The sequence below is a fragment of the Synechococcus sp. CB0205 genome (assembly GCF_000179255.1).
In the GTDB taxonomy this organism is placed as follows: domain Bacteria; phylum Cyanobacteriota; class Cyanobacteriia; order PCC-6307; family Cyanobiaceae; genus Vulcanococcus.
The window spans coordinates 1-25,614 of the sequence record NZ_ADXM01000012.1; the positions used below are offsets into that span (position 1 = coordinate 1).

General features: G+C 65.3%; 24 protein-coding genes and 1 pseudogene. 15 read left to right on the plus strand and 10 right to left on the minus strand.

All coding sequences use genetic code 11. From position 1 onward, the window contains the following. On the minus strand, nt 1-303 hold a 303-nt coding region (locus tag CB0205_RS0100865; RefSeq protein ID WP_010313221.1), incomplete at its 3' end, for a glutathione S-transferase family protein. A gap of 80 nt (nt 304-383) precedes the next feature. Between CB0205_RS0100865 and CB0205_RS0100870 the strand changes: the two genes are divergently transcribed. Genes CB0205_RS0100870 through CB0205_RS0100890 form a run of 5 tightly spaced genes read left to right on the plus strand, consistent with a single transcriptional unit; the run spans nt 384 to nt 4,615 of the window. After that, a complete protein-coding gene (locus tag CB0205_RS0100870) occupies nt 384-590 on the plus strand; it encodes a DUF751 family protein (protein ID WP_010313223.1) in 207 nt (68 codons plus the stop codon). Between the two features lie 2 nt (nt 591-592). Continuing rightward, complete coding sequence (rbfA, locus tag CB0205_RS0100875) at nt 593-1,003, plus strand: 30S ribosome-binding factor RbfA (RefSeq protein ID WP_010313225.1); 411 nt, start codon at nt 593-595, stop codon at nt 1,001-1,003. After that, nucleotides 990-2,579 carry a glycoside hydrolase family 3 N-terminal domain-containing protein gene (locus CB0205_RS0100880; RefSeq protein ID WP_010313226.1) on the plus strand — a complete coding sequence of 530 codons (1,590 nt, stop codon included), beginning with the start codon at nt 990-992 and terminating at the stop codon, nt 2,577-2,579. Before rbfA ends, CB0205_RS0100880 begins: the two co-directional genes overlap by 14 nt. A 53-nt stretch (nt 2,580-2,632) precedes the next feature. Continuing rightward, nucleotides 2,633-3,826, plus strand: a complete 1,194-nt coding sequence (locus CB0205_RS0100885) for a glycosyltransferase (protein ID WP_010313228.1) — start codon at nt 2,633-2,635, stop codon at nt 3,824-3,826. 3 nt (nt 3,827-3,829) lie between these two features. Beyond that, nucleotides 3,830-4,615, plus strand: coding sequence for a uroporphyrinogen-III synthase (locus CB0205_RS0100890; RefSeq protein WP_010313230.1), 786 nt, complete (start codon nt 3,830-3,832; stop codon nt 4,613-4,615). Here CB0205_RS0100890 and CB0205_RS0100895 read toward each other — a convergent pair. From CB0205_RS0100895 to zds, 3 genes are read right to left on the minus strand one after another with little or no spacing between them, the layout of a single operon-like run. After that, nucleotides 4,605-5,105 carry a hypothetical protein gene (locus CB0205_RS0100895; RefSeq protein ID WP_010313232.1) on the minus strand — a complete coding sequence of 167 codons (501 nt, stop codon included), beginning with the start codon at nt 5,103-5,105 and terminating at the stop codon, nt 4,605-4,607. The two genes, CB0205_RS0100890 and CB0205_RS0100895, sit on opposite strands and share 11 nt — an antisense overlap. Further along, nucleotides 5,086-5,541, minus strand: coding sequence for an SRPBCC family protein (locus tag CB0205_RS0100900; protein WP_010313234.1), 456 nt, complete (start codon nt 5,539-5,541; stop codon nt 5,086-5,088). The genes CB0205_RS0100895 and CB0205_RS0100900 overlap by 20 nt, the downstream gene beginning before the upstream one ends. 5 nt (nt 5,542-5,546) lie before the next feature. Next, the gene (gene zds, locus CB0205_RS0100905; RefSeq protein WP_010313236.1) at nt 5,547-7,022 is read right to left on the minus strand and encodes a 9,9'-di-cis-zeta-carotene desaturase; all 1,476 of its coding nucleotides are present in this window, start codon (nt 7,020-7,022) and stop codon (nt 5,547-5,549) included. 95 nt (nt 7,023-7,117) lie between these two features. On the opposite strand from zds, the gene CB0205_RS0100910 reads away from it, so the two are divergent. The 4 genes from CB0205_RS0100910 to CB0205_RS0100925 are packed head-to-tail and all read left to right on the plus strand — an operon-like array spanning nt 7,118 to nt 9,475. Then, entirely contained in the window at nt 7,118-7,513 is a 396-nt protein-coding gene (locus CB0205_RS0100910) for an iron-sulfur cluster assembly accessory protein (protein ID WP_010313238.1), read from the plus strand. A 48-nt stretch (nt 7,514-7,561) separates the two neighbouring features. After that, nucleotides 7,562-7,984, plus strand: a complete 423-nt coding sequence (locus CB0205_RS0100915) for a hypothetical protein (protein ID WP_010313241.1) — start codon at nt 7,562-7,564, stop codon at nt 7,982-7,984. Next, nucleotides 7,984-9,207 carry a lipid-A-disaccharide synthase-related protein gene (locus CB0205_RS0100920; RefSeq protein WP_010313243.1) on the plus strand — a complete coding sequence of 408 codons (1,224 nt, stop codon included), beginning with the start codon at nt 7,984-7,986 and terminating at the stop codon, nt 9,205-9,207. Before CB0205_RS0100915 ends, CB0205_RS0100920 begins: the two co-directional genes overlap by 1 nt. Continuing rightward, complete coding sequence (locus CB0205_RS0100925) at nt 9,200-9,475, plus strand: hypothetical protein (protein ID WP_010313244.1); 276 nt, start codon at nt 9,200-9,202, stop codon at nt 9,473-9,475. Before CB0205_RS0100920 ends, CB0205_RS0100925 begins: the two co-directional genes overlap by 8 nt. Here CB0205_RS0100925 and CB0205_RS0100930 read toward each other — a convergent pair. Beyond that, on the minus strand, nt 9,444-10,373 hold the full coding sequence (locus tag CB0205_RS0100930) for a TIGR01777 family oxidoreductase (RefSeq protein WP_029626008.1): 930 nt from the start codon (nt 10,371-10,373) through the stop codon (nt 9,444-9,446). The two genes, CB0205_RS0100925 and CB0205_RS0100930, sit on opposite strands and share 32 nt — an antisense overlap. Nucleotides 10,374-10,463: 90 nt before the next feature. Here CB0205_RS0100930 and ndhO point away from each other — a divergent pair, with 90 nt between their 5' ends. After that, nucleotides 10,464-10,688, plus strand: a complete 225-nt coding sequence (ndhO, locus tag CB0205_RS0100935) for an NAD(P)H-quinone oxidoreductase subunit O (protein WP_043705145.1) — start codon at nt 10,464-10,466, stop codon at nt 10,686-10,688. Here ndhO and CB0205_RS0100940 read toward each other — a convergent pair. The 4 genes from CB0205_RS0100940 to CB0205_RS0100955 all read right to left on the minus strand — a co-directional run bounded on the left by CB0205_RS0100940 (nt 10,685) and on the right by CB0205_RS0100955 (nt 17,044). Continuing rightward, nucleotides 10,685-11,371: a J domain-containing protein gene (locus tag CB0205_RS0100940; RefSeq protein ID WP_010313250.1), complete on the minus strand. Its 687-nt coding sequence runs from the start codon at nt 11,369-11,371 to the stop codon at nt 10,685-10,687. The two genes, ndhO and CB0205_RS0100940, sit on opposite strands and share 4 nt — an antisense overlap. Before the next feature lie 85 nt (nt 11,372-11,456). Continuing rightward, nucleotides 11,457-13,130 carry an iron uptake porin gene (locus CB0205_RS0100945; protein ID WP_010313252.1) on the minus strand — a complete coding sequence of 558 codons (1,674 nt, stop codon included), beginning with the start codon at nt 13,128-13,130 and terminating at the stop codon, nt 11,457-11,459. A gap of 254 nt (nt 13,131-13,384) precedes the next feature. Next, nucleotides 13,385-15,166: an iron uptake porin gene (locus CB0205_RS0100950; RefSeq protein ID WP_010313254.1), complete on the minus strand. Its 1,782-nt coding sequence runs from the start codon at nt 15,164-15,166 to the stop codon at nt 13,385-13,387. A 237-nt stretch (nt 15,167-15,403) separates the two neighbouring features. After that, the gene (locus CB0205_RS0100955; RefSeq protein ID WP_010313258.1) at nt 15,404-17,044 is read right to left on the minus strand and encodes an iron uptake porin; all 1,641 of its coding nucleotides are present in this window, start codon (nt 17,042-17,044) and stop codon (nt 15,404-15,406) included. 134 nt (nt 17,045-17,178) lie between these two features. Here CB0205_RS0100955 and CB0205_RS0100960 point away from each other — a divergent pair, with 134 nt between their 5' ends. From CB0205_RS0100960 to CB0205_RS0100980, 5 genes are all read left to right on the plus strand, one after another. Next, nucleotides 17,179-18,741, plus strand: coding sequence for a glycosyltransferase family 39 protein (locus CB0205_RS0100960; protein ID WP_010313261.1), 1,563 nt, complete (start codon nt 17,179-17,181; stop codon nt 18,739-18,741). Beyond that, entirely contained in the window at nt 18,708-21,104 is a 2,397-nt protein-coding gene (locus CB0205_RS14075; protein ID WP_010313264.1) for a glycosyltransferase family 39 protein, read from the plus strand. The genes CB0205_RS0100960 and CB0205_RS14075 overlap by 34 nt, the downstream gene beginning before the upstream one ends. Next, nucleotides 21,101-22,495, plus strand: coding sequence for a glycosyltransferase (locus tag CB0205_RS0100970; RefSeq protein WP_010313268.1), 1,395 nt, complete (start codon nt 21,101-21,103; stop codon nt 22,493-22,495). Before CB0205_RS14075 ends, CB0205_RS0100970 begins: the two co-directional genes overlap by 4 nt. Beyond that, complete coding sequence (locus tag CB0205_RS0100975) at nt 22,495-23,442, plus strand: lysylphosphatidylglycerol synthase transmembrane domain-containing protein (RefSeq protein WP_010313269.1); 948 nt, start codon at nt 22,495-22,497, stop codon at nt 23,440-23,442. The genes CB0205_RS0100970 and CB0205_RS0100975 overlap by 1 nt, the downstream gene beginning before the upstream one ends. Before the next feature lie 351 nt (nt 23,443-23,793). Continuing rightward, nucleotides 23,794-25,392, plus strand: a complete 1,599-nt coding sequence (locus CB0205_RS0100980) for a multicopper oxidase family protein (RefSeq protein ID WP_010313271.1) — start codon at nt 23,794-23,796, stop codon at nt 25,390-25,392. Between the two features lie 70 nt (nt 25,393-25,462). Here the strand turns inward: CB0205_RS0100980 and CB0205_RS15615 are convergent. Beyond that, a pseudogene (locus CB0205_RS15615) lies at nt 25,463-25,614 on the minus strand (photosystem II D2 protein (photosystem q(a) protein)); the annotation flags it as partial.

Below are 25,614 nucleotides of genomic sequence, written 5' to 3' on the forward strand. Positions count from 1 at the left end.
GAGGGCCGTGTCGGCCCAGTCCTCCAGCAGCATCACCTGGGCCCGCTGGGCCGGATCACTGGGCAGCAGCGCCGGATCAGGGTGCTTCTGCTCCAGGTGCAGGGCGATGGCCGTGGAATCGGCAATCACCTCACTGCCATCAACCAGGACCGGCACCTGGCGCTGCCCCGACAGCCGGTAGAGGTCCACCTGACCCACACCGGGCGTGACCTCAATGGGGGTGAAGCTCAGCTGCTTGAAGGCGAGCACCAAACGGACCTTCTCGCAGAAGGCGGAATGGCGGAACTGATGGAGCTCCAGCATCAATCGATCGGATCGCGCGGCAGCGAGTGCCCCTTTGGCGGCAGAGTAGCCAGCACTCTTTGATCAGCGCCCCAGCCCCCATGCGGGACTTTTTTCTGAACGTCACGCGCTATCCGCGCTATCTGATCGCGTTCGGGCTTGGCGTCGCCAACTCCGTCCTGGAACCCCTGGCCCAGCGCCGCAGCAATCCCGTCACCGCCGTCGCCCTGATCGGCGCCTTGGTGAGCGGTCTGCTGAGCCTGACCCTGATCCTGCGTGCCATGGTGACTCCAGAGGTCATCGCATAGCCATGGCGCAAGGTCGTCGCGTAGAACGCGTGGCCGCTCTGATCCGGCGGGAGGTCAGTGAACTCCTCGTCACCGGCATCAAGGACGAGCGGGTCAGCCTGGGGATGGTGAGCATCACCAATGTGGATGTCGCCGGCGATCTCCAGCACTGCAAGATTTTTGTCAGCGTCTACGGCAGCGCCGAGGTGCAGCAGCAAGCCCTCGAGGGCCTGCGCTCGGCTTCGAACTACGTCAAAGGGGAGCTCGGCCGTCGCCTGAACATGCGCCGCACCCCCGAGGTGATCTTCCAGTTGGATCGCGGCATCGAAAAGGGCACCTCGGTGCTCGGTCTGCTCAACCAACTCGAGGAGAAGCGCCTAGAGCGCGGCGAGGTTCCTGAAGGCACCGGCCAACAGGAGGATGGAGGCTTCTGAGCTCCGGCGGCAGCTGGCGAGCCTGCTGGTGGTTCGCGGCAGCGGCCATGCCCGGGACCATCAACGCCGCTATCCCCGCTGGGAACTGAGCAACGCAGAGCTGCGCCAGCTCCTGGCTGAAGGCGTTGGCGGGGTGATCCTGCTGGGGGGCAGCGCCGAAGAGCTGCGGCTGCGCTGTGAGCAACTCCAAAGCTGGGCCGATGAACCGCTACTGCTCTGCGCCGATGTGGAGGAGGGGGTCGGCCAGCGCTTTGAAGGCGCCAGTTGGCTGGCTCCGCCCCTGGCCCTGGGCGCACTGCATCAGCGGGAGCCGCAACGGGCCGAGGCCCTGGCCGAGGGCTACGGCCGCTGCACCGGCCGGCAGGCGCGACTGCTGGGGTTGAACTGGGTCCTGGGGCCGGTCTGCGACGTCAACAACAACCCAAGCAACCCGGTCATCAACGTGCGGGCCTGGGGGGAAACAGCGCGCACGGCCGGGGCCCTGGCGGCGGCGTTTGTGCGGGGCTGCCAGGGCGAAGGGGTACTGGCCTGCGCCAAGCACTTCCCCGGCCATGGCGACACCAGCTGCGACTCCCACCTGGAATTACCCGAGCTGCCCCACGACCGAGGGCGGCTGGATCAGATCGAACTCCCGCCGTTTCAACAGGCGATTGCCGCTGGGGTCGCCTCGGTCATGACCGCCCACCTGCGCCTGCCGGCCCTGGACCCCAAGCGCCCGGCCACCTTGTCCAAGGCCGTCCTGACTCAGCTGCTGCGGGGGGACCTGGGCTTCCAAGGCCTGGTGGTGACCGACGCGCTGGTGATGGAGGCGATCAGCCAGCACCACGGCAGCGCCGAAGCGGCCGTTCTGGCCTTTGAAGCGGGGGCTGATCTGATCCTGATGCCCGCCGAGGCCCAGGAGGCGCTCAATGGACTGGTGGACGCAGTCCAGAGCGGCCGGATCAGCCAAGCGCGCGTGGACGCCAGCCTCCAGCGACGCCGTGAGGCCCTGGCGCGCTGCTCGCCTGCCCAGGAACCGCTGGAGCAGCTGATCAGCCCAGGGGAGCGGCAGCTGAGCGCTGAACTGCTCGCCCTCAGCCTGATTCGCCAAGGACCGGTCCAGCTGCCCCCCGGACCGGGTCTGAACCTGATCCGGCTGGACAACCAACTCAACGCGCCGCAGCTGCCCCTGGTGGCTCCGGCCCTGCTGCGGCCCGCCGCCCTTGGCTACGAGGCACGGCTGATCGACGCCCGTAGCCCCAGCCCCTGGGGCCCAGACCCCGAGGCACCCCTGGCCTTGGATCGCCTGCCGGACGGCCCGGTCCTGCTGCAACTGCTGGTGCGGGGGAATCCCTTCCGCGGCAGTGCCGGCGGCGATGAACCCTGGCCCCAGGTGGTGCGGCAACTGCTCGCGGCCCAGCGCCTGGCGGCTCTGGCGGTCTACGGAAGTCCCTACCTCTGGCAGGCCCTCGAACCCCTCCTGCCGCCGGATCTACCCGCCGCCTACAGCCCGGCTCAGATGCCCCAGGCCCAGGCCCAGGTGCTCGCGGCCCTGGGGTTGCCCGAGGCGGCACTGGAGGGCGGCTTTACCGACTAAGCGAGCCACTGCCACTAGCCTCGGGCCGTCTTCTGCGGCCGCCGGCACCCACCATGCTCAGCCTCTCGATGATCGTTCGGGATGAAGCCGGACAAATCGAGGACTGCCTGCGGTCCGTCCAAGGCTTCGCCGATGAGCTGGTGGTGGTGGACACCGGCTCCAAGGACAACACCGTCGCCTTGGCCCAGGCCGCCGGTGCCCGGGTGGAGGAGATCGAGTGGCCCGGGGACTTTGCCCCCGCCCGCAACCAAGCGCTCGAGATGGTGCAAGGCGACTGGGTGCTGGTGCTGGACGCCGATGAACGGCTCAAACCGGAGGCCTGGAAGCCCCTGCGGGCCCTCATGGCGCAACCGAATGTGCTGGTGATCAACCTGCTGCGCCACGAGCGCGGCGCGATCCAATCGCCCTACTCCAACGTCAGTCGGCTCTTCCGCCGCCATCCGCGCATCCGCTGGAGCCGCGCCTATCACTCGATGATTGACGACAGCGTCGCGGAACTGCTCAAGGAGGAGCCGCAGTGGCGCATCGCCGATTGCTCCGAGCCCGCCATCGATCACGACGGCTACCGCCCAGAGCTCTTGGCTCAAGGCAACAAACCCGAGCGGTTGCGCCAGGCGATGGAGGCCGAGCTGCAGAGCCGTCCCGGCGACCCCTATGCCTGCGCCAAGTTGGGCAGCCTGGAGGTCGCCGAAGGCAACCTCGAGCGAGGCCTGAAGCTGCTGCAGGAGGGCCTGGCGAACTGCCCAAGCGAAGCCCAACCCGAGCGCTACGAGCTGCTGCTGCACCTGGCCCTCGCGGAAGCCAGCCGCGACCCCCAGCAAGCGGAGCGCTACTACCGCCAAGCCCTAGAGATCCCCCTGGCTCCTCGGCTGAACCTGGCGGCCCAGCTGAACCTCTCGGCGCTGCTGCTGCAGCTCGGACAACTGGAGGAGGCGGAAGCCCTCAGCGCCCGCGCCACCCGCGTCGCCCCTGAGATCGGCCTGGGCTGGTACAACCTCGGCCTGATCCGCCGCAAACAGGGCAATCTCGCCGGGGCCCTGGAGGCCTACCGCGAAGCCAAACGAGTCAATCCCGGCCATGCCGAAACCCACCAGAACCTAGCCGTCGCCCTGCTGCTGGGCGGCGACATCGATGGTTCCCGCGGCAGCTTCCGTGAGGCGATCCAACTGCTGATTGACCAGGGACGCACCCAGGAGGCCCAGCGGCTGCACAAGCAAGCCGGAGAACTGGTCAAGCTCGAGGGCTGAGGGATGGCGCTGCAGGGACGCACCATCGCGGTCACCCGGGCTGAGCAGCAACTGGGGACGGCGCGGCAGCTCTTCGAGCAGGCGGGAGCCAGCGTCCTCGATCTCCCCGCCCTGGTGATTGGCCCGCCCGATGAGTGGGGCCCCCTCGATGACGCCCTGGCGGAGCTCGAGGAGTTCCACTGGCTGATCGTCTCCAGCAGCAATGGGGTCGATGCCGTGGAGCAGCGGCTGCAGCGCCAGGGCAGCAGCCTGGCCCGGCGGCCCAGCAGCCTCAAGATCGCCGCGGTCGGCCGCAAAACAGCGGCGCGCCTCGACGAGCTGGGAGCAGCCGCTGATTTCGTGCCGCCGGCCTTCGTCGCCGACAGCCTGATTGAGCATTTCCCCGTCTCCGGCTGGGGCCTCCGGCTGCTGCTGCCGCGGGTCCAGAGCGGTGGACGGACCCTGCTGGCGGAAGCCTTCGGCGAGGCCGGAGCACGGGTGGTGGAAGTGGCGGCCTACGAATCGCGCTGCCCCGAAACGCTGCCGGCGGCCACCGCCACGGCCCTGGCCGAGGGACGGGTCGATGCCATCACCTTCAGCAGCGGCAAGACCGTGCAACACACCATCCAACTGCTGGAGCAGCAGTTCGGCGAGAACTGGAGGGAGCCGCTTGAGCAGGTGCGACTGATTTCGATTGGCCCGCAAACCTCAAAAACACTCCAAGCGCTCCTGGGGCGCGTTGATGCGGAAGCCAACCCCCATGACCTCGATGGGCTCGTGGCCGCCTGTGCCCTCGCCCTTAAAGACTGAGCACCCGCTGCTGACCGCCCTGGTTCAGGCGCAGTTGACCGCGCCCCAGATCGATGCCCGTCACGGTCCAGCCCGGCGGCAGCAGCGCCGGCAGACCGGAGCCCGGGCAGAGGCCCTGGCGGCCGATGCAGACCGTGCCGCTCTGGCCACCCAGGGAGACCAAGGCCTGGGCGCTGCGGCCACTGCCAATCAGGCCCGTGAGCTGCAGATCCGCCTGGGGGGTCTCGTTTGGGGTGCTTGCCGGCGCAGCCGTGACCGGTGCGAAGGGGTCAACGCGGCCATGGGGTTGGGCTTGAACCACCTGCTGGGCGCTCGGCATCGCGATGAAGCCCGGCGATGGGGTGAGCGGCGTCGGCTCTGAGACGCGGGCTGGCGGAATCGCCGCTCCCGGGGCAGAGGGCCCCGTGCTGCTCTCGCCTGTGCCGCAGGCCGCCAAGGCCAGCAGCACAGGCAGGACCGCAATCAGTTGGTTAGTGCGCCTCTTGGCCATAGCCGCTCTGGACGAGATCGCGGAAGCGATCCAGGTTGGCCTGGAGCTCCTTGGTCACGATCCCTCCAAGTATCGAGGCATCCATCAGCGGTGCCAACACCCCCGGCAGCTCGTAGCTGACGCTGAGCTTCACGGCCGTGCTCTCGCCGCCCTGGGGATAGAAGCGAACGGCCCCTTTCGTGGGTAGGCCGCCGACAGATTCCCAATGGAGCTGTTGGGCCTCCACGCGCTCAGTAATCCGCGCCTTCCAATGGAAGCGAAATCCCTGGGCCGCCAGGGTCCAGTCGGTGAGATCGGGGTCCCCGTCTTCGGTGGTGACGGACTCAATCCAGTTCATCCAACGGGGCATGGCCTCCAGGTCACTCCAGACCGCCCAGACCCGCTCGGCGGGGGCCTTCACCTCGGTGGTGACGCTGTGTTCAAGCCAACGGCCCATGGTCTCTAGGCAACGGATGCATTGGTGGCCAGCTCCGCCTGACGACCCAGGATCGCGGCAGCGGCAAGACGCCCACTCATGGTGGCGCCTTCCATCGAATCGATGTAGTCCTGCTTGGTGTAACTACCGGCCATGAAGAAGTTGGTGACCGGCGTGGTCTGATCCGGGCGGTAGGGCTCCATCCCCGGGGCCTCGCGGTAGAGGGACTGGGCCAACTTGACGACGTTGCTCCAGACCAGGTTCAGGTTTTTGGCCGAGGGGAACAGGCGCCGGACCTGGGCGTCGGTCGCCGCGACGATCTCCTCGGTTTTCTTGGGAATCCAGGGATCACCAGGGGTCAGCACGCACTGCAGCAGGGAACCCACCCCCTCCTTGCGGTAGTCCACCGGACTGGCCAGGGCCAGGTCGGCGAAGCAGCTGAAGTCCGCATCCGCCGTGTAGAGCAGGTTGTCCAAACCAGCAGGACGGGCCACATCGCGGCGGGCGGCCTCGGCCATGGGGGAATCACCCAGTTCGGTCACCCAGCCGTCGTAGCGGAGTTGGACCGTGGCGACGGGGACTGCCTCGAGCTTGTAGAGGTTGTCGAACAGGGGCCAACGGCGCCAGGACTCAGGCACCATCCGCTGAATACCAGGGACGTCGCAGGCCGCCAGGTAGGTGTCGGCCTCGACCTTGAGATCACCGTCAGGGGTGCCGAGGGTCAAGCCGGTGACACGGGTTTCGCCAGCGACCTCTTCGAACTGGACCTCGGTGACCCGGTGGCGTAGATGCAAGCGCGCGCCTCGCTCCTGGATGTACTCGAGGATCGGGCCGGTGAGCCAGCGGTGGGGTGAGCCCTTGAGCAGGTTGAGCTTGGAGGCCTCGGTTTTGGCCGCGAACATCATGAAGATGGTCAACATGCAGCGGGCCGAGATCGCCGCGCAGTCGATGAAGCCGAGGGCATAGGCGATCGGATTCCACATGCGGCGAATGCTCTGCTCGCTGCCGCCGTGGCCCAGGAACCACTCTTGGAAGCTGATGCGATCGAGGTCGCGAATCACCTTCATCGCCCCCTCGTAATCCACCAGGCCGCGCACGATCGGGCTGGTGCCCAGGGCCAAGGCATTGCGCAGCTTGTCCAGCCAGTCGAGCTGCGGCGTGGTGAAGAAGGCCTTCAGGCCGTTGAACGGTGCGCCGAGGGCAAAGCGGAAATCCAGTTCCCGCAGGTCCCCACCCGAATTGACGAACAGGTGGGTGTGGTCCTTGGGCAGCAGATTGTCGATCGCCCCAACCTTGCGCAGCAGGGCGAAGAGATTGGCGTAGTTAAAGAAGAAGACGTGCAGGCCCATTTCAATGTGGTTGCCGCCGTCATCCACCCAGCTGCCGACCTTGCCGCCCATGAACGGGCGCGCCTCATAGAGGTCCACCTGGTGGCCAGCCTCCACCAAATCCACCGCCGCCGCCAATCCGGCCAGACCCGCACCCACGATGGCGACCCGCACCCTTGTTCTCCCACGAATGGGGTGACTCTATGGAGACGGGCGTCTCGGCAGGGGGAGGAGAGCCTCCATACAGTGGGGGCATAGGCATGGCCCCGATGACCAGCGAGACCGCCACTCCAGTCGCGACCCACACCGGCAAGGACGGCAAGGGAATCCTGATCACCGAGCCGGCGATGAAGCAGCTGGCCACCCTGCTTCCGGCCCAAGGGGAGGGGAAGGTGCTCCGCGTCGGCGTGCGCTCCGGCGGCTGCAGCGGCATGAGCTACACGATGGATTTCATCGATGGCAGCGAGATCCGCGAGGACGATGAGCGCTACATCTACGAGCCCAGCGGCGCCCCCAGCTTCACCGTGGTGAGCGACCCCAAGAGTCTCCTCTACATCTATGGAATGCAGCTGGACTTCTCCAGCGCGCTCATCGGTGGGGGCTTCAACTTCACCAACCCCAACGCCACCCAAACCTGCGGCTGCGGCAGCTCCTTCGCAGTCTGATCCCCCTCGGGTGCGAATCTGAGCTCACGAAACGGCACGCCCTCCGCCATGACCGCCACTGACGCGCCCTCTCTGTTTGAGCAGGCCCTGAAGAGCTACAACGAGGGCGCTCCGCTGTCTGAGGTGATCGCCAGTTTCCAGGAGATCACCCAACAGGACCCTCGGCTGTCTGCGGGCTGGACCTGCCTGGCCTGGCTGCAACTGCTGGACAACCAGGCGCAAACGGCCCTGCGCTCGGCCCGGATGGCGGTCAAGCTCAACCCCCAGGACCCCCAGGCCCGGATCAACCTGAGCCTGGCGATGCTCGAAAACAACGTCAAAGGCGTTCGAGAGCACATCGAGCTGGTTCAGCGCGTGCGGCTGATGGCCCCTGAGATCGGCGAAGAACTGGACAACTCCATCGCCGATGGCCTGGCCCGTCGCCCCGACTGGCAGGCCCTGCAGAAGGTCAAAGCTTGGCTGCACGGTTGATGGCTCAGCAGGGTCAGCGGCGCGTTCTGCTGCTGAGCAACGGCCACGGCGAAGACCTCAGCGGCGCCCTGATCGGAACAGCGCTCCAACAGCAGGGCTGCAGCGTTGAAGCCCTGCCCCTGGTGGGCCACGGCCAGGCCTACGTCCAGGCGGGCATCACCACCCGAGGCAAGACCCGCGAATACAGCACCGGCGGCCTGGGATACACCAGCCTGATCGGACGCATCACCGAGGTCGTACAAGGGCAGGTGCTCTACCTGCTCAGCCGGCTACTGCTGCTGCTGCGCATTGGCCATCGCTACGACCTGATCCTGGTGGTGGGCGATGTCATCCCGGTGCTGGCGGCCTGGTTGAGCCGCCGGCCGACGGCGACGTACCTGGTGGCCTACTCCAGTCACTACGAGGGACGCCTACAACTGCCCTGGCCCTGCGGAGGCTGCCTCAAGTCCAAGCGCTCGCTGGCGATCTACAGCCGCGATCAGTTGACCGCCAGCGACCTCAGTGAGCAGCTACAGCGGCCGGTGCAGTTTTTTGGCAACCCCTTCTTTGATGGGGCCCTGGGCGCCAGCGAAGGCCTCGCCGGTGCCCCGCGCCAGCGGCTGGGGCTGCTGCCCGGCAGCCGCCTGCCGGAGGCCCTGCACAACCTCGAGCTGATGCTGCGGGTGCTCGAGCGCCTGCCTGAAGCCCTGCGTCCGCCGCAACGGCTGGGACTCCACGCTGCCCTGGTGGGAAAACTGACGCCCCAGGAGGTCGCCCCCCTGGCCAGTCGCCTGGGCTGGCGTCTGGAACTCGAGAGCAGCAGCCGCTGCAGCCTGCAGCGGGGCCCCTTGCACCTGCAACTGGAATGGGGGCGCTTCGCCGCTGTGATCCAACAGTGCGACCTGCTGCTCTCGATGACCGGAACCGCCGCCGAGCAGTGCGTGGGGCTCGGCAAGCCGGTGCTGCAGCTCGTCGGAGAGGGGCCGCAATTCACCGAGAACTTCGCTGAGGCCCAGCGGCGTCTGCTGGGGCCAGGACTGTTCTGTGCTCCCGGCAGTGGGGGAAGCGAGGCGCAACTGCGGGGGACGGCTGAGCTGCTGGAGCAACTGCTGAACCGGCTGCTGAGCGATCAGCGCTGGCATGAGGAACTGCGGCAGCTTGGCGAGGAGCGAATCGGCAGCGGCGGCGGTGCCGCCAAGATGAGCGCTGATTTATTGGAGCGTCTGGCGCAGCGCCATGGCTGAAGCGACACCCCCCAGCACCGGCCAACGCCTCAAGGGCTATCTGGATGCGGTGCTGGTGGCGGACGTCTTCGTGGTGATCGCCGGCGCCATCTGGTTTGGGGTGGCGGTGGTCTGCCACAGCCGCGGCATCGAGGCGCCCCTGAACCTGTTTCAGACCCTCTGGGAGCCGCTCTTCACCCCAGCCATCGGACTACTGATGGGAGCGGCGATCCTCAGCGGAATCCTGGGCTGGGCGCTCAAGTGGTGGCGCGCTCGAGAGCAGCGCTGAGCTCCCCGTCTTCAAAGACAAAACCCTGCTGCTGCAGGCGCTCCGGCAGGACCTGCTGACCTTCGAGCACCACCTTGGCGCCATCGCCGAGCAGCAGCTGCAGGATCGGCGCTGGCACCGGCAGCAGGCTGGGGCGCCCGAGGGCCTGACCGAGGGCCGCCGCGAAGCGGGCCATGCTGCAGGGGGCTGGGGCCACGGCGTTGTAGGCCCCCTGATAGGCGGGATTGGCCAGGGCCTCGGCGATCAGGCGGCAGAGGTCCTGGCGGGTGATCCAGCTCATCCACTGCTGGCCGTTGCCAATCGGTCCGCCAAAGCCCATCCGGAAGACCGGCAGCATCTTGCCCAGGGCACCGCCGTCGGCGCCGAGGACAATCCCGATCCGCAGAACCACGACGCGAGCAAAGCTTGAGGCCGCCTCGGCTTCCTGCTCCCAGGCCTGGCAGAGCCCGGCCAGGAAGTCACTGCCCGCGGGGCTGGTTTCGCTGAAGCGCCCGGTCTCGCTGGTGCCGTAGTAGCCGATGGCCGAGCCACTGATCAGGGTCTGGGGGCGCTGGCCTTCGGGGAGCGCCTGCATGGCAGCCACCAGGGCACGGGTGGTGCTGATACGACTGCTGCTGAGCAGGGCCCGGTGGGCGTCGCTCCAACGCTTCTCGGCGATGGGCTCACCCGCCAGGTTGATCACCGCCTCACTGGAGGCCAGGGCCTCTTGCACCGCGGGCAACTGCCAGGTGGCCGCCTGAGCGGGGTCCGCCTGAAGACGCTGCAGTTGGGGGGACTGCACGGCCGCCAGAGGTGCACTGGAGCGGCTGAGCAGCACCAATTGATGGCCCGCCGCGAGCAGCTGCGGCACCAAGGCCCGGCCGACAAAACCACTGCACCCCACCAGCAGAATCCGCACGCGCCCAGAGCCCTTGAACTGGGGCCAAGGCTAGGGACCCTCTGGAACTCCGAGCGGGAACTAGCCTGGCGGCTACCCGACCTCATTGCCATGGCCGAAGCGACCGCCATCAAGAAAGGGGCCCTGGTGAAGGTGAATCGCGCGGCCTACGGCGGCAGCCTGGAGTCCAAGGCCAGCGACACCACTGCACCGGATTATCTCTTCGAGGGCCCGGCTGAGGTGCTACTGGTGAAGGGGGACTACGCCCAACTGCGCTATCGCCGTCCGGTACCCGATGTCTGGCTGCGGCTGGATCAGCTGGAAGTCTTCAACTAGAGGTCCAGTCGCCGGCGCTCCGCCTGCAACCGGGTGCGCCGTTGCTTGGCTTCCCGCAACATCTCACGGCCGTCGTGGAGGTAGTTGTCGACGTAGCCCATGGTGTAGCGCTCCAGTTCGACCACGGCGTCTTTGACCTGGGAGAGGCAGTGGTAGACGCTCAGGCTGAAGCCCTGGGCTGAGGCCGGTGCGGCCATCGACCGATAGAGCGTCTCCACCTTCCCGAGCTTGGCCTGGCTCTGCTCGAGGTAGCTGCAGAAGGCCTCCATCAGTTGGTCGTCGTAGGGGTCGGCCGAGAGCGCCTTGAATTCAGCAGGAAAGGGATTGATGACCTGACCCAGCAAGCGATCGATGGGTCCGTAGACCGTCTGCAGCCAGAGCAGCAGGGCCTCATCACCGCGAGCTGATTCCGCCGTGGCCTTGCGGGCCGCCCGGCCCGCCGCTGCGGAGCGCACCGTGGATTCATGGCTGCTGACGACGCGGTGGCGGTCGTGTTCAGCGCGGCGCTCCCGATCCCGCAGGACCTCCCAGGCCGCATTGATCGCCAGGATCGCCTCTTCATCCCCCCCGGCATCGGGGTGGTGCTGTTTGACCAGGGCCCGGTAGGCCGCCTTGATCTCCGCGCCACTGGCTGAAGCCGCCACACCGAGCACCGCATAGGGATCGCGGGCGGACTGGGGCATGCATCTCAGGCCAGAGCTGCACCCATCCTTAAACAGCAAAAAGCCCCCCGCCAAAGGCGGAGGGCCAGGGGTGATCTGAGGACAATCAGAAGCGGAAGGTGGTCATCACCAGGCCGCCAAAGACGTTGTCTTTTGCGTTGTACGCACCGCTGCTGGTGTTGACCTTGCCGTACTGACCGTCGAGGTTGTTGATGTAGTACATCGCCGGCTTGACCGAGATGTTGTCGGAGACCTGATACTCGTACCACCACTCCCACATGGTGTTGGAGTCCATCGGGGTGCTGGCGCCAGCGACGGTGCCAATGGAGCCGCCACCGTTGTCGCTCACGTAGGGGGCCTGACCGACGGCCATGCCGGCCTTGTTGCCCTTGCGCAGGGCATCGTTCCACTGCAGGCCAACCATCCAGGACTGGGTCTTGGCCCAGTTATCGGTGCGGTAAGGGATACCGCGGAAGGTGGCGTTCTCCGAGTTGGTGGAACCCCAGCCGAGGCTCACGGTCGGGATCCAACCGGTGTTCTCGGGGATCCAGTAACCGCTGACGCCATAGCTGTTGTTGGCGCCAGTGCGACCCACATCGAAGCCGTAGGGGGTGGCGCGGTGCAGCTTGGAGTTTTGGCCATAGGTATAGGCCGCAGCGATGGCGTAGTTACCACCGATCAGCGGGGTGTTCTGACCCAGGTAGCCCAACTGCGTCACCGAGACGCTGTTGGAGCCATTGGTCATGATGCCGCCGGTGCTGGGGTTGCCGTCGGAGCCGTCTGCGGAGACGTAGTTGCTGCTGATGGCGAGGCCTTTGATGCCGAGCAGCTTTTTGTAGGTGCCGCCGAAGCCGGCGCCGAAACCGCTCTTGTTGTAGACGCCCGGTGAGCCCGCGCGGGTGAAGAAGTCCAGCAGACCCGGCTTGTAGACCGAGGGCACACCGATGGCGAGCATGCCGGGGTCGTCGATTCGCACCCGAGCACCAACGTTGAACTTGAGCTTCTCGCCCACAGGGAAGGCGTAGAAGAGACGGTTCACGCCAACGACGTTGGCACCAGCCGGTTCCTGGAAGGCCGGATCGAGCTTGAGCAGACCGTAGTTGTAGGCGCTTTCTTGGAAATCACCGGCACGCAAGAGGGTGCGCAGCAGGTCCTTACCGGTGAAGCTGGTGTCGAGATATAAGCGTTGGTCGTAGTTAAACGTGGTGGCTCCACGATTCGCTTTTTTAAACGCCGTTGTGTAGGGAGTTCCCACATCACCAGCGGCCGTATTCGTGCCGGCGAAGCTATTCGCACCAACAACGAATCGAGTAAAACCACGCAACTTGGTGGTGGTGGAGAACTGAGTGGCCTGCAGTTCACCAACCTTGGCCTCGAGGCCATCGACACGGCCGCGGGTGATGGCGAGCTCACGCTCGAATTCCTTCATCAGGCGCTTCAGCTCGTCGGTCACCTCAGTGATCCGGTCGAGGCAAGCGTTCAGCAGTGCGGCCGCTTCGTAGCGGGTCATCGCACGGTTGCCGCGGTGGGTGCCGTTGGGGTAGCCAGCGACGCAGCCGTAGCGCTCGATCAGATTGCTCAGTGCCTGATAAGCCCAGTCGGTGGGCTGCACATCAGAGAACTGGGTGATCGAAGTCACCTGCTCGGCTGCTCTGCCTGACGCAAAAGAGGGGCCGTACTGGCTCAGGCCAGCGATGTTGACATCAGCGGCGTTTGCAGCAACGGGAGCCAGAAGGCCCAGAGCTGCAGGCGCCAGAAGAAGCTTCTGGAACAGTTTCATTGGTCCTCACACCAAACGAGGGGCCCCAACTAAGGGGACGGAGCGCAACCCTATTCGCCGACCAGCGCGGATCCTCAGCAGAGGGCACGCGGCGAGGTATCAAATGCAACGCCACTGGACAGCAGCGCTCACATCCTGCGATCAAGGCAATAAAAAACCCCGGCGATCGCCGGGGTTGATTGAGGTCTTTGAGGACGATGTGCGAGGAGAAAGTGGGGCCCTAAGTGTGAGGAGAGAGCCCCAGTTGTTCTGGATCAGAACTTGAAGGTGGTCTTCACGAGGCCGCCAAACACGTTGTTGGAGGCGTTGTACTGACCGTTCGAGTAGTTGATCCGACCGACCTGACCGCCGTAGTTGTTGATGTAGTACAGAGCCGGTGTCACGGTGATGTTGTCGGATACCTGGAACTTGTACCACCACTCCCACATGTAGTTGGAGTCGAGGTTGCCACTCGTTCCCCAGAAGCTGTTGTACTGACCACCAGCGCCACGGGTCACGAAGGGAGCCTGACCAACGGCCATGCCCAGATCGTTGCCCTTCACAAAGGTGTCAGGCCACTGCAGACCGACGTACCAGGAGTTGGCCTGAGGTGAGGTGGATGAAGCCAGCACGTTCGTGCGGCTCATGTTGAAGGTGCTGATGCCCCAACCGGCGCTCACAGAAGGAATGAAACCTGTCTTCTCAGGCACCCAGTAGCCACTGAGGCCGAAGTTGTTGGAGGAATCGTCGCCGACGCCCATACCACTATCGGAGTAGTACAGAGCCAGGGGGGTACCCGAGGCGATCTCCAGGTTCTGGCTGTAGGTGTAGGCCGCTGCAATACCCCAGGAGCTGCCGCCCACCAAGGGAGCCTTGTCACCGGTGAAGCCCAGCTGAGTGACCGAGGTGCTGCTGGAGCCCTGGGTCATGATGCCGCCTTCCGACGGCTTACCAACATTGCCGTTGGTGGCGACGTAGTTGGTGGACAGGGTCCAACCCTTGACGCCGAGGACGTTGTTCCAGGTGATACCCGCACCAGAGCCAAGGCCGTTGGTGTTGTAAGTACCAGGTGCACCAGCGAAGGTGAAGAAGTCGAGAATCGTGTCAGCGGGGTAAACGCTGGGCCACATGCCGATCATGCCGGCGTCATCCATGCGGACCAGACCACCAACGGTGACGCTGAAGTCCTTGCCGACAGGGAAGTTGTAGAAGAGGCGATTGACTTCCACCACGTTGGGGCTGGTGGGTTCATTCACCGCCACTTCCAGGGTGGTCAGGCCGTTGGCATAGGCGTTGTGGGAACCCCAGAAGTTGCCGCCACGCAGGGTGGTGCGCAGCAGGTCCTTACCGGTGAAGCTGGTGTCGAGGTTCAGGCGAACGTCGTAGTTGAAGGTCGTCGCACCGATGTCACGACGGTTGTACTGAGCCGTGCCGAACTCGTCCTCGTACTGGGACATGCCTGACAGGCCGGAAGCGTTGGGCTGAACGCTGTAGCCGATTCGGCTGGGATCAACCGAAATGCCGTAAGGAGCACGGCCAGGAGTCTGAACTGAAACCGGATTGGGGTACTGAGTCCCGCCAAAGCTGTTGGCGCCCAGCACGAAGGTGGCCTGACCACGCAGCTTGGTGGTGGTGGAGAACTGGGTTGCTTCCAGTTCGCCAACGCGGGCCTCGAGGCCGTCGACGCGGCCGCGGAGCACAGCCAGCTCACGCTCGAATTCCTTCATCAGGCGCTTCAGCTCGTCGGTCACTTCAGTGATCCGGTCGAGGCAAGCGTTCAGCAGTGCGGCCGCTTCATAGCGGGTCATCGCACGGTTGCCGCGGTAGGTGCCGTTGGGGTAGCCAGCGACGCAGCCGTAGCGCTCGATCAGGTTGCTCAGTGCCTGATAAGCCCAATCGGTGGGCTGCACATCGGAGAACTGGGTGATCGAAGTCACCTGCTCTTCGGCGCCGTACTGGCTCAGGCCAGCAATGTTGACATCAGCGGCGTTTGCAGCGACAGGAGCCAGAAGGCCCAGAGCTGCAGGCGCCAGAAGAAGCTTCTGGAACAGTTTCATTGGTCCTCACACCAAAACGAGGAATACGACCAAATGTGATCGCAGATACAAAGTGATCAAGAAACTGATCTCCGCAAACAGTGCATGTGCCAGCTGGCAACCTGTTCTCGATCAAGAAGCACGCCTGGGGGCCGGCTATGCGCAGCCCTCCTCAGAAATTTTTTCATGAAAAAACCCCGGCCGAAGCCGGGGTCGAAGAGGCCATGTGCGTGAGGAGAGGCCGCCAAGCGTTCTGGATCAGAACTTGAAGGTGGTCTTCAGCAGGCCGCCGAACACTTTGTTGGTGGCGTTGTAATTGCCATTGCTGGTGTTGTACTTGCCAGCCATACCATCGTAGTTGTTGATGTAGTAGAGAGCCGGGGTCACCGTGATGTTGTCGGTCACCTGGAACTTGTACCACCACTCCCACATGTAGTTGGAGTCCAACGGGGTGTTCACACCGGTAGCAGCAGCAAAATCACCCTTGCCTGCGCTGGTGATGAACGGAGCCTGACCAACGGCCATGCCCAGATCGTTACCCTTCACGAAGGTGTCAGGCCACTGCAGACCGACATACCAGGACTGGGCCTTGGCCCAGCTGTCAGTGCCACTAAAGCCGTTCTGGAAGGAGCTGGTACCCCAACCGGTGCTGACCGAGGGGATCCAACCGGTGTTCTCGGGAACCCAGTAGCCGCTCAGACCAAAGCTGTTGGTGCTGCCAGTGCCGCCGTAATTGAAGGCCAGAGGGGTGGCAATGAACAGCGAGTTGTTCTGGCTGTAGGTGTAAGCAGCTGCGATTGCCCAGGCGCTGCCGCCCACGAGGGGTGCTTTGCCACCGGTGTAGGCCAACTGGGTCACGCTGACGGAGCTAGCACCGTCAGTCATCAGACCACCAGCATTGGGATTGCCGTTGCTGGAGTTGATGGAGACATAGTTGCTGGAGAGGGTCACACCCTCCATGCCCAGAACGTTGTTGTAGGTAGCACCAAAACCGCCACCGAGACCATCGAGGTCGTAGGCACCAGGAGCGCCGGCGTAGGTGAAGAAGTCGAGGACGGTGTCAGCGGGGTAGACGCTGGGCCACATGCCAAGCATGCCGGCGTCGTCCACACGGACCTTTGCACCAGCTGTGACGCTGAAGTCCTTACCAACAGGGAAGTTGTAGAACAAGCGGTTGATGGCAACCACGTTGTCAGCTGCCGGGGACTGGAAGGCAGTCTCCAGGGCGGTCAGACCGTTGAAATAGGCGGTGCCGTTGAAGTCGCCAGCACGCAGAACGGTGCGCAGCAGGTCCTTGCCAGTGAAGCTGGTGTCAAGGATCAGGCGGACGTCGTAGTTGAACGTCGTAGCCCCGTAGTTGGCCTTGTTGTAGGCCGGGGTGTAGGGGATGAATTTGTCAGCTTGGCGGTTGTTGGTGCCGCTGAAGCTGTTAGCACCAACAACGAAAGTGGCGATGCCGCTCAGCTTGGTGGTGGTGGAGAACTGGGTTGCTTCCAGCTCGCCCACGCGGGCCTCGAGGCCATCCACGCGGCCGCGGAGCACAGCCAGCTCACGCTCGAATTCCTTCATCAGGCGCTTGAGCTCGTCGGTCACTTCAGTGATCCGGTCGAGGCAAGCGTTCAGCAGTGCGGCCGCTTCATAGCGGGTCATCGCACGGTTGCCGCGGTAGGTGCCGTTGGGGTAGCCAGCGACGCAGCCGTAGCGCTCGATCAGGTTGCTCAGTGCCTGATAAGCCCAGTCGGTGGGCTGCACGTCGGAGAACTGGGTGATCGAAGTCACCTGCTCTTCAGTGCCGTACTGGCTCAGGCCAGCGATGTTGACATCAGCGGCGTTTGCAGCAACAGGAGCCAGAAGGCCCAGAGCTGCAGGCGCCAGAAGAAGCTTCTGGAACAGTTTCATTGGTCCTCACACCAAAACGAGGAGAAGGGCACAAGGCCCCCGGTGATGATGCGGAACCGACCCCCCAACCAGAAACATCGGGTGTGCCACAACCTGCAATGACTAGTAACAAGCGATACAAAGCAGGGTTGTTTTTGTATACCAACGCACTCTTTTGGTGGTGGCCCGCCTTGCCGTTTGTGCCGCTACTGCTCAGCGTTGCGCCCCGCAGCTACCTGGCCCATGACGAGGGGTACTACGCCCTCCAGGCCCGCTGGATCCAAGAGAGCGGTCAGTGGCTGGCGCCCCTCTGGTGGGATCAACCGCTGTTTGATCGCACGGTCGGTGTGCAGTGGCTGATCGCCAGCAGCCAGCAGCTTTTCGGTGCCAGCAGCTGGGCCGCGCACCTGCCTTCGCTGCTGGCGGCAGCCCTGGCTCTGGCGTTCACCGCAGGCCTAGCCCATCGCCTGCTGGGCCCAGGACTGGGCTGGCTGAGTGCCGCCGTCCTGGCGCTCACGCCACTCTTTGTTAATTACGCCCACCTGGCCAGCCAAGACATGCCCCTACTGGCACTGGAGCTGCTGGGGGCCCTGGCCTTGCTTCGAGCAGAAAACAGGTCCCGCGGCTGGAGCTTCGCCGCGGGTGCCTGGCTGGGACCAGCCTTTTTGATCAAGGGCTTCATGGTGGCCCTACCGGTGCTGGCCCTGCTGCCCTTACTGCTGTTGCGGCGGCGTGTCCTGCTGCGCTCGGCGGCCTTCTGGTCCGGGCTCCTGCTGGGCTGGCTGCCCGTGGGGCTCTGGCTGGGCATGAGCCTGCAGCACTACGGGGCTGGCGTCGTCGGAGGACTGCTGGACAAGCTGCTGTTCCTCTCGGAAAGCGACGTCTACAGCGCGGGCCCCCTCTATTACCTCTGGAACATCCCGGCCAACTGCGCGCCCTGGAGCCTGGTGGCCATCGCAGGGCTGGTCTGGGGCCAGAGGCGCTGGCGCTCGGAGCAGGGGCTGCTGCTGCTGGTCTATCCGCTCGGCCTGCTGCTGCTGCTGAGTTGCTTCCGCACCAAGACGCCCTACTACGGGCTGCAGCTCAGCCCCTTTCTGGCGATCTGGGCCGCCAGCGGCCTGCGACTGTTCGCGCAATCCGGCATCGCCCGGCCGCGGGCCATCGCCTGGAGCATCGCTGGCCTCGGGGTGTTGCTCTGCCTGGCCGGGGCGCTGGTGCTACTCCCCGGAAACCTGCTCCAACTCGAGATCCCGCCCCTGGCGCCAGCGCTGCTGGGTCTTGCGGCCCTGGCCCTGGGCCTGAGCTGGGCGCTGCTGCCCCAGCAACGGACCCCGAAACGCGTCCTGGCCGCCGTATTGATCGGCCCCTGGCTGGCCCTGAGCCTGCTGGTGCAGGGGGGCCTGTTCAGCGATCGCTCTCCAGCGCTGCGCCAGGCCCTCAGCGACGGCGCGATCCAACCGCTGGTGGCCGCAGAACCGGTGGACGTCATCAGCGGCAGCCCCCTGAGCGGCCAGGCCCATGCCCAGCTGATCCTGCTGGCCCTGGGGACTCCTCAGTTGGGAGCAAAGGTGGAGAGCGCGGCGGCGCTGGAGCCAGGCCGCTTGGCCTGGATTGAGACAGCGGCCCTGCAGGATTCCGCCAATCGGGAGCTGATCCCCCTGGCCTCGGGCGATGATCTGGCCCCATGGACCTTGGTACGCAGCCCCAGCGGCAACTGAACCGGCGTGATGGCCTGCTACTGCTGGCCCTCTGGCTGCTCTGCCTGCTGCTGGACGGCCTTTGGATTCAGCAGCACCAGGCCCCGCCGGCCTGGGACCAAGGCGATCACCTCAGCCGCGCCCTGGGGGTCTGGCAGGTCCTGAGCCAGCCGGCCCCCTGGAGCGGGGACTGGTGGCACAGCCTCTGGGCCCAGGCCCCCAGCTACCGCGGCCCGCTGACCTACGTGCTCAGTGCACCCGTTCTGCAGCTGCTCGGCCCGAGCTTCAGCAGTGCCATGGCCTCCGGCGCCGTCTTCAACGGGATCCTGCTGCTGAGCTGCTACGGCCAAGGCCGGCAACTGCACAGCCGCCGCGCGGGGCTCTGGGCCGCCCTGTTTGTGGCGACAGCCCCGGCCCTGCTGAATCAACGCACCGACTACCTGATCGACCTGAGCCTGACGGCGGTCATGACCGGCAGCTGGTGGATCCTGAGCCAGCGGCGGTGGTTTGTAGCCGGCCGTCGCTGGCTCTGGACCGTCCTCAGCGGAATCGGACTGGGTCTGGTGGCCCTGACCCGGCCGACGGGCTTGGTGCTGCTCTGGCTCCCCCTGCTGCTGCTCCTGATCGGGGGCCTGCGGGAGGCGCGCCGCGGTCACTGGCGACCTTTATTGCAGGGCGCCTCATCAAGCGTCATCGCCTGGCTCCTGGTCTGGCCCTGGTTCAGCCAGAACTGGCTGACGATCCTGAGCACGATCAACAAAGCGCGCCAGTGGGGGGTCGCCTACCAGGACGGCCTGGAGGCCAACAGCCTGGAGGGTTGGCTCTACTACCTGAAATTGCTGCCGGCGATGCTCGGCAGCAGCCTGACGGCCCTTGTGCTGGTGGGCGGAGTCATCGCGCTGGTGGAGCGCAGACCGCAACTCAACCCAGACAAGGCCTGGCTGATCTGGTGGTTGAGCTTTCCCCTGGGGGGACTGCTGATCTGCATCCTGATGACCAGCAAGGACTTCCGCTTCGTCCTGCCCCTGCTGCCGCAGCTGGCCATTGGCTTGTCCTTGATCGTCGCCAGCGTCGAGCGCCGCTGGGCACCCCTTTGGCAGGGGGCGCTGGTGCTGGTCGCACTGCTCGGGGCGCTCTGGAGCCAATTCGGCTGGGGGCCCAAGCTCAGCAGCTTTCCGCCCCATCGCCCGAACCCCCAGGGGGGCTGGCCCATCGAGGCGATCGTGGCCCGCGTCCGCAGCACCAGCCCCAACCAGCTCTCGACCCTGGCGGTGCTTCCGGACAGCGAAGGCCTCAACGCCTTCAACCTCGAAGCCGAGGGACGGCGCCAGCAGTTCCGCCTGGCCGCCCGCCAGACCGTGGCCCCCAAGGAGCGGCTGGAGGAAGAACTCAGCAACTTCGACTGGTTCCTGCGTAAGGGCGGGGACCAGGGGGTGATGAGCGATGAACGGCAGGCTCGCCAAAGCGAACTGCTGCAGAACTCACCGCACTTCGAGCAGGTGGGCAGCTGGCCCCTGCCCGATGGCAGCCAGGCGCAACTGCTGCGCCGCAAGGAACTGAGCGTGCGCACCGCAGCGATCACCTGCCCGGCCCAACTCAGCGGCTCGATCACAGCCATTCCAGGCGGGCTGGACGTCCGGGTCTCAGGGCCCAGCACCGCCCTGCAGGGATCCAAGCTGCTGCTGACCCTCCGCCAGGGGGAGCAACGGCGCGAAGCCGACCAGGCCCTAGGCCAAGGCTTGCTGCGGTTGCCGAAGGGATGCCTGGAGGTTCAGCAACAGCTGTCCCTGAGTGGCGATGCCAGCAGCGACGGGGCCTGGAGCGCTGAGCTGCAGCTGCTGAAGGCCGATGGCCAGCGGCAGGCCATCCAGCTGCCGGCCGATCGAGCGGTACTGCTGCAACCCGGGCAGGGCGATCCCGGTGAACGCACGGCCAACCGCGTCGCCCTGCTGCGTCAGCTGGGGGGACAACTGCGCCGCGGCGAACTGGACAGCCTCTTCTCCAAGGTCGGCCAGCTCAACCAAAGCGACCCGGAGCAGGTTTATCTGAGCGACGCAGAGGCGATCCTGCGGGCCCGGCTTGCGGAGGATCCCAAGGACCTCAATGACCTCTACAGCCTGGCTCTGGCCCAGGCCCTGCAGCGCCACGCCGGCGATGCGGCCCAGACCTTGACCCAGATCAAGGCCCTGGATCCCTCCAATCCGAATGCACTGCTGGGGCTTGGAGTCGTGGAGCTTTATCGCTTTCGGCCCGCCCAGGCGCAGGTGGCGCTGGATCAAGCAGCGAAGATGAGCCCCAACAACTCCACCCTGCGCACCCTGCGCATCGTGGCCAGTGCCCTGCGCCTGGATCTGCCCCAGACCCTCCACCTGCTTCGTTCATGACCGCCCCGAGCCAGCAGATCCAGTTCCGCCAGCGCAACCGCACCTATTACGCCGACCTTGAGCGTCTGCACCAACTGCTGGTGCCACCGGGCCTGCGGGTGCTGGAGGTGGGTTGCGGCACTGGCGATCTGCTGGCCCATCTGCAACCGGCCCATGGGGTGGGCATCGAGCTGGATCCAGATGTCGCCGCTGTCGCCCGTGAGCGGCACCCGGAGCTGCGGATCCTGGCGACCAACGCCGAGACGATGACCCCGGCGTCCATCGGCGAAAGCCAGCCGTTTGATGTGATCCTGCTGCCGAACACCCTGAACACGCTGCAGGACGTGCAAGGGGTGCTGGAGCGGCTTGAGGCCTTCTGCCACCCGCGCACGCGCCTGGTGGTGAGTTTCCACAATTGGCTCTGGCAACCGCTGCTGAAGGCCGCCGAGCGCCTGGGGCAACGGCAACCGCAACCACCCGAGAGCTGGCTGACCCCCAACGACGTCCGCAACCTGCTGGATCTTGCGAGCTGGGAGGTGCTGAAAGAGGGCCAGCGCTGCCTGATCCCCCGCCAGATTCCGCTGCTCACACCCCTAGCCAACCGTTGGCTGAGCCAACTGCCGCTGATCGACAACCTGGGGCTGACCCATTGGATGGTGGCCCGGCCGGCTCGTCAGCAGCGCCAGAACCCCAGCGTCAGCGTGGTCATCCCGGCCCGCAACGAAGCAGGCAACATCGCACCGGCGATTGATCGGTTGCCAGAACTGGGCCGGTTCACCGAGGTGATCTTTGTCGAGGGGCATTCTTCCGACAACACCTGGGAGGAGATCGAGCGGGTCTGCGCGACCTATCAGGGGCCCATGCGCCTGAAGAAATTTCGCCAGACCGGCAAGGGCAAAGCCGATGCGGTCTGGCTGGGATTTGATCAGGCCGAGGGTGATGTACTGATGATCCTCGATGCCGATCTGACCGTCAGACCAGAGGATCTGCCGCGCTTGGCCCAGGCCATGGCCGATGGCCGCGGGGAGTTCGTCAACGGCTGCCGCCTGGTCTACCCCCGCAGCTGGGAGGCGATGCCGCCGCTGAACACGGCCGCCAACCGCTTTTTTGCCGCCGCCTTCTCCTGGTTGCTGCGTCAACGGCTCAAGGACACCCTCTGCGGCACGAAGGTGATCTGGAAGGACGACTACGAACGGCTCAAGGCCGGTCGCAGTTACTTCGGTGACTTCGACCCCTTTGGAGACTTTGACCTGCTGTTTGGCGCCAGCAAGTTGAACCTAAAGATCGTGGAAGTCCCGGTTCGCTACCAAGAGCGCAGCTACGGCAGCTCGAACATCGCCCACGTCAAAGAGGGCCTGATCCTGGGTCGGATGTGTCTCTATGCCGCCCGCAAGTTGCGGTTCATTCCCTGATGCGGCGCCGTTGGCTCTTTGGGTTGGTCGCAGCCCTAGCGATTTACCTCGGACTGACCACGGCCTTTGGCATCCAGGAAGTCAGCGCGACCCTGGGCCAACTGCACTGGCGCTGGTGGATCCTGGCGCCCGCCATCTGCCTGGGTAGCCATCTGGTGCTTATCGGGCGCTGGTCCTATTACCTGCGCCAACTGGGCTTTCCCCTGCCCCTGAAACCCGCCGCCAAGATCTACGCCGCCGGCCTGGCCTTGATTGCCGCCCCCGGCCGCAGCGGCGAAGCGGTGCGCGGCCTCTGGCTGCAGCGGCGCCACGGCTTCCCGCTGACCGTGGGTGTGGGCATCACCCTGGCCGAGCGCCTGGCGGATCTCGCCAGTGCGCTACTGGTCCTCAGCTGGGGCCTTGGGGAGCAGGTCTGGATCGCCATGCTGATTGGCCTGGCGGTCCTCGGGGTCGGTGGCTGGGTCTTGACCCACCCGCAGGTCCTGCGGCGTCTGGAGCATTGGCTCGAGAGCCTGCCCCTGCATGAACGCTGGAACGGCCTGATTCGGCTGCTGCGGGAAGCGCTGCTGGCCATGGGCCGGATGCGCCAGTTGATGAAACCCCAGCCCCTGATCGCCGGCACCCTGCTGGCCTGCGTCTGCTGGATGATCGAGGCAGGCCTGCTGGTGGCGCTTTATCACGCCCTGGGCGTTGAGCTGAGCCTGCACCAAACCGCCGTGATCCGCACCGCGACCGGCCTCGGCGGGGTGATCTCGCTGCTGCCGGCCGGTTTGGGCACCAGTGAGGCCACCTCGATTGGCCTGGCGATGCTCTATGGGGCCGATCGCTCCCAGGCCCTGGCGGTGACGCTGCTGCTTCGTCTCTGCACCCTCGCCATCCCCTGCCTGGTAGGGGTCGTGGCGTTGATGCGCCAACCGGATCTCAGCCGAGCCGCGCAATCACGCTGAGGGCACCAGTCAAAACGATGCCCCCGATTCCTCGAAAGGAACCGGGGGCTCTCGCCGGGTCCGCTCTGACGCGGAACCGTTTGATCTAGGAACGAGGCGCCGAAATCAGCCGGCGTTCTCCGCGATCAGCAGACCCTGCTTCTTACAACTGTGGGACACGGGCACCTCCTCCTGTGGGGGTTGTTGTTAGCCGGCAATGCATCCGGCAACGCTTCCGCCCGACGGGTTCTGCGCCGCCACATCACTGCTAACGGATCTCGCAAATCCTATCGAGGCTGACCCAAGAACGGCGTTGCGGATGCGACAACACCGCCCGCCCTGGCTAGAGAACCAGCAGCACAGCAGCTGCGGATGCGACGTCGCGCCTTACTCCAGCTCGGACTGCTGGGGGCCGCCTTTGGGGGCACGGCACTGGAGCTGCTCAAGCAAGCCCAGGCCCAAGCCAAGAGCAGTTGGAGCCGATTCATCGGCCAGGCCACCTTCCAGGTGCCCACCAATCCAGCCACCACCGTTCTGGAAATCACCACCGCACCCATCACCGTGCTGGGGCGTCCAGTGGAGCGGGGCTGCATTCGACAGGTCACTGGGGAACGGGGTTACACCACCAGCCGGGAGGCCGGCGTCAATCTGGAGCTGGTGAACCGACTTCCGGTTCCCACCACCATTCATTGGCATGGTCTGATCCTTCCCAATCCGATGGATGGGGTGCCCTATGTCACCCAACCCCCCATCCCGCCGGGGGAGCGCCAACGCATCCATTACCCGCTCCAGCAGAACGGCACCTTCTGGATGCATTCCCACTACGGCTTGCAAACCCAGAGCTTTGTCGCTGAGCCCTTCGTGATCCTCAGCGAGGAACAGGAGCAATGGGCGGACCAAACCGTCACGGTCACCCTGAGGGATTTCAGCTTCACACCGGCCAACACCATCCTCAGCAACATCGTCTCCGGCAAGAGGGGCGGCGACACCGCCATGGCCCGCTCGCTCCAAGACTTCGATTGGCAGCAGCCTCGGCCCCTGCTCACGCAGCAATGGGATGCAGCGGCCGAACGCTTCAGCTGGCAGCGCAAACCCGGGCGCTTGATGCTGCCGGATGTGGTCTATGACGCCCTGTTGGCCAACGAGCGCAGCCTGGACGCACCCCAGGTGATCGAGGCCCGACCCGGGGAGACCGTGGCCATTCGCTGGATCGCCGCCAGCGCCTTCATGAACTTCTTCCTGGACCTCGGCGAACTGGAGGGAGAACTCCTGCGCACCGACGCCAACCCGGTGGAGCCGATCCGCGGTTCGGTGTTCCAGCTGGCCATCGCCCAACGGCTCACCCTGCGGATCCGCCTGCCGGAGACGCCGGGGGTTTTCCCGCTGCTGGCCTGCGGAGAGCAGAGCAACCTGCGCTGTGGCGTCGTCCTACGCACAGCGCCCGAACAGGCGATCCCGAACCTGGCCCCGCAAACCCAGCAGTGGACCGGACGCCTGGACTTCACCCAGGACAAGAAGCTCAGGGCACAGCAACCGCTCCCTAAGAAACCGACGGACAACACCATTCCCGTGGCGCTCACCGGCCCCGCCCCGCAGTACCGCTGGGGCCTCAACGACCGCTTTTATCCCTACCGCGATCCCTACTGGGTCGAGGAGGGACAACGGGTGGAGATGGTCTTCAGCAACGAAACCCCGATGGGCCATCCGATGCACCTGCATGGCCATGAATTCCAGTTGATCGAAATCAACGGGCAGCCGTTCTCCGGTCCGATGCGCGACACCGTGCTGGTGCCCAAGGGCGGCAGCTGCCGCATTGCCTTTGATGCCATCCACCCAGGCCTCTGGGCCTTCCACTGCCACATCAGCTATCACCACGTGCGCGGCATGTTCAACGTGCTGGCCTATCGCTCAGCCGATCTGGGTTGGTGGGACCCCAGCGGCTTTGTCCATGAACATCTGACCTTCGATTAGGGCAATAAAAAAGCGCCCCATTTGGGGCGCTAGGTGTCCACGCCAGGCGTGGGATGTCAATCCATCTGGATCAGAGGGCGTTGCCGCGGGGCAGAACCTCTTCAGGGAAGACGAAGTTTTCGTGCGGTTGGTCCGCGGGGGCCATCCAGGCGCGCAGGCCTTCGTTCAGAAGAATGTTCTTCGTGTAGAAGGTCTCGAACTCGGGGTCCTCAGCAGCGCGAA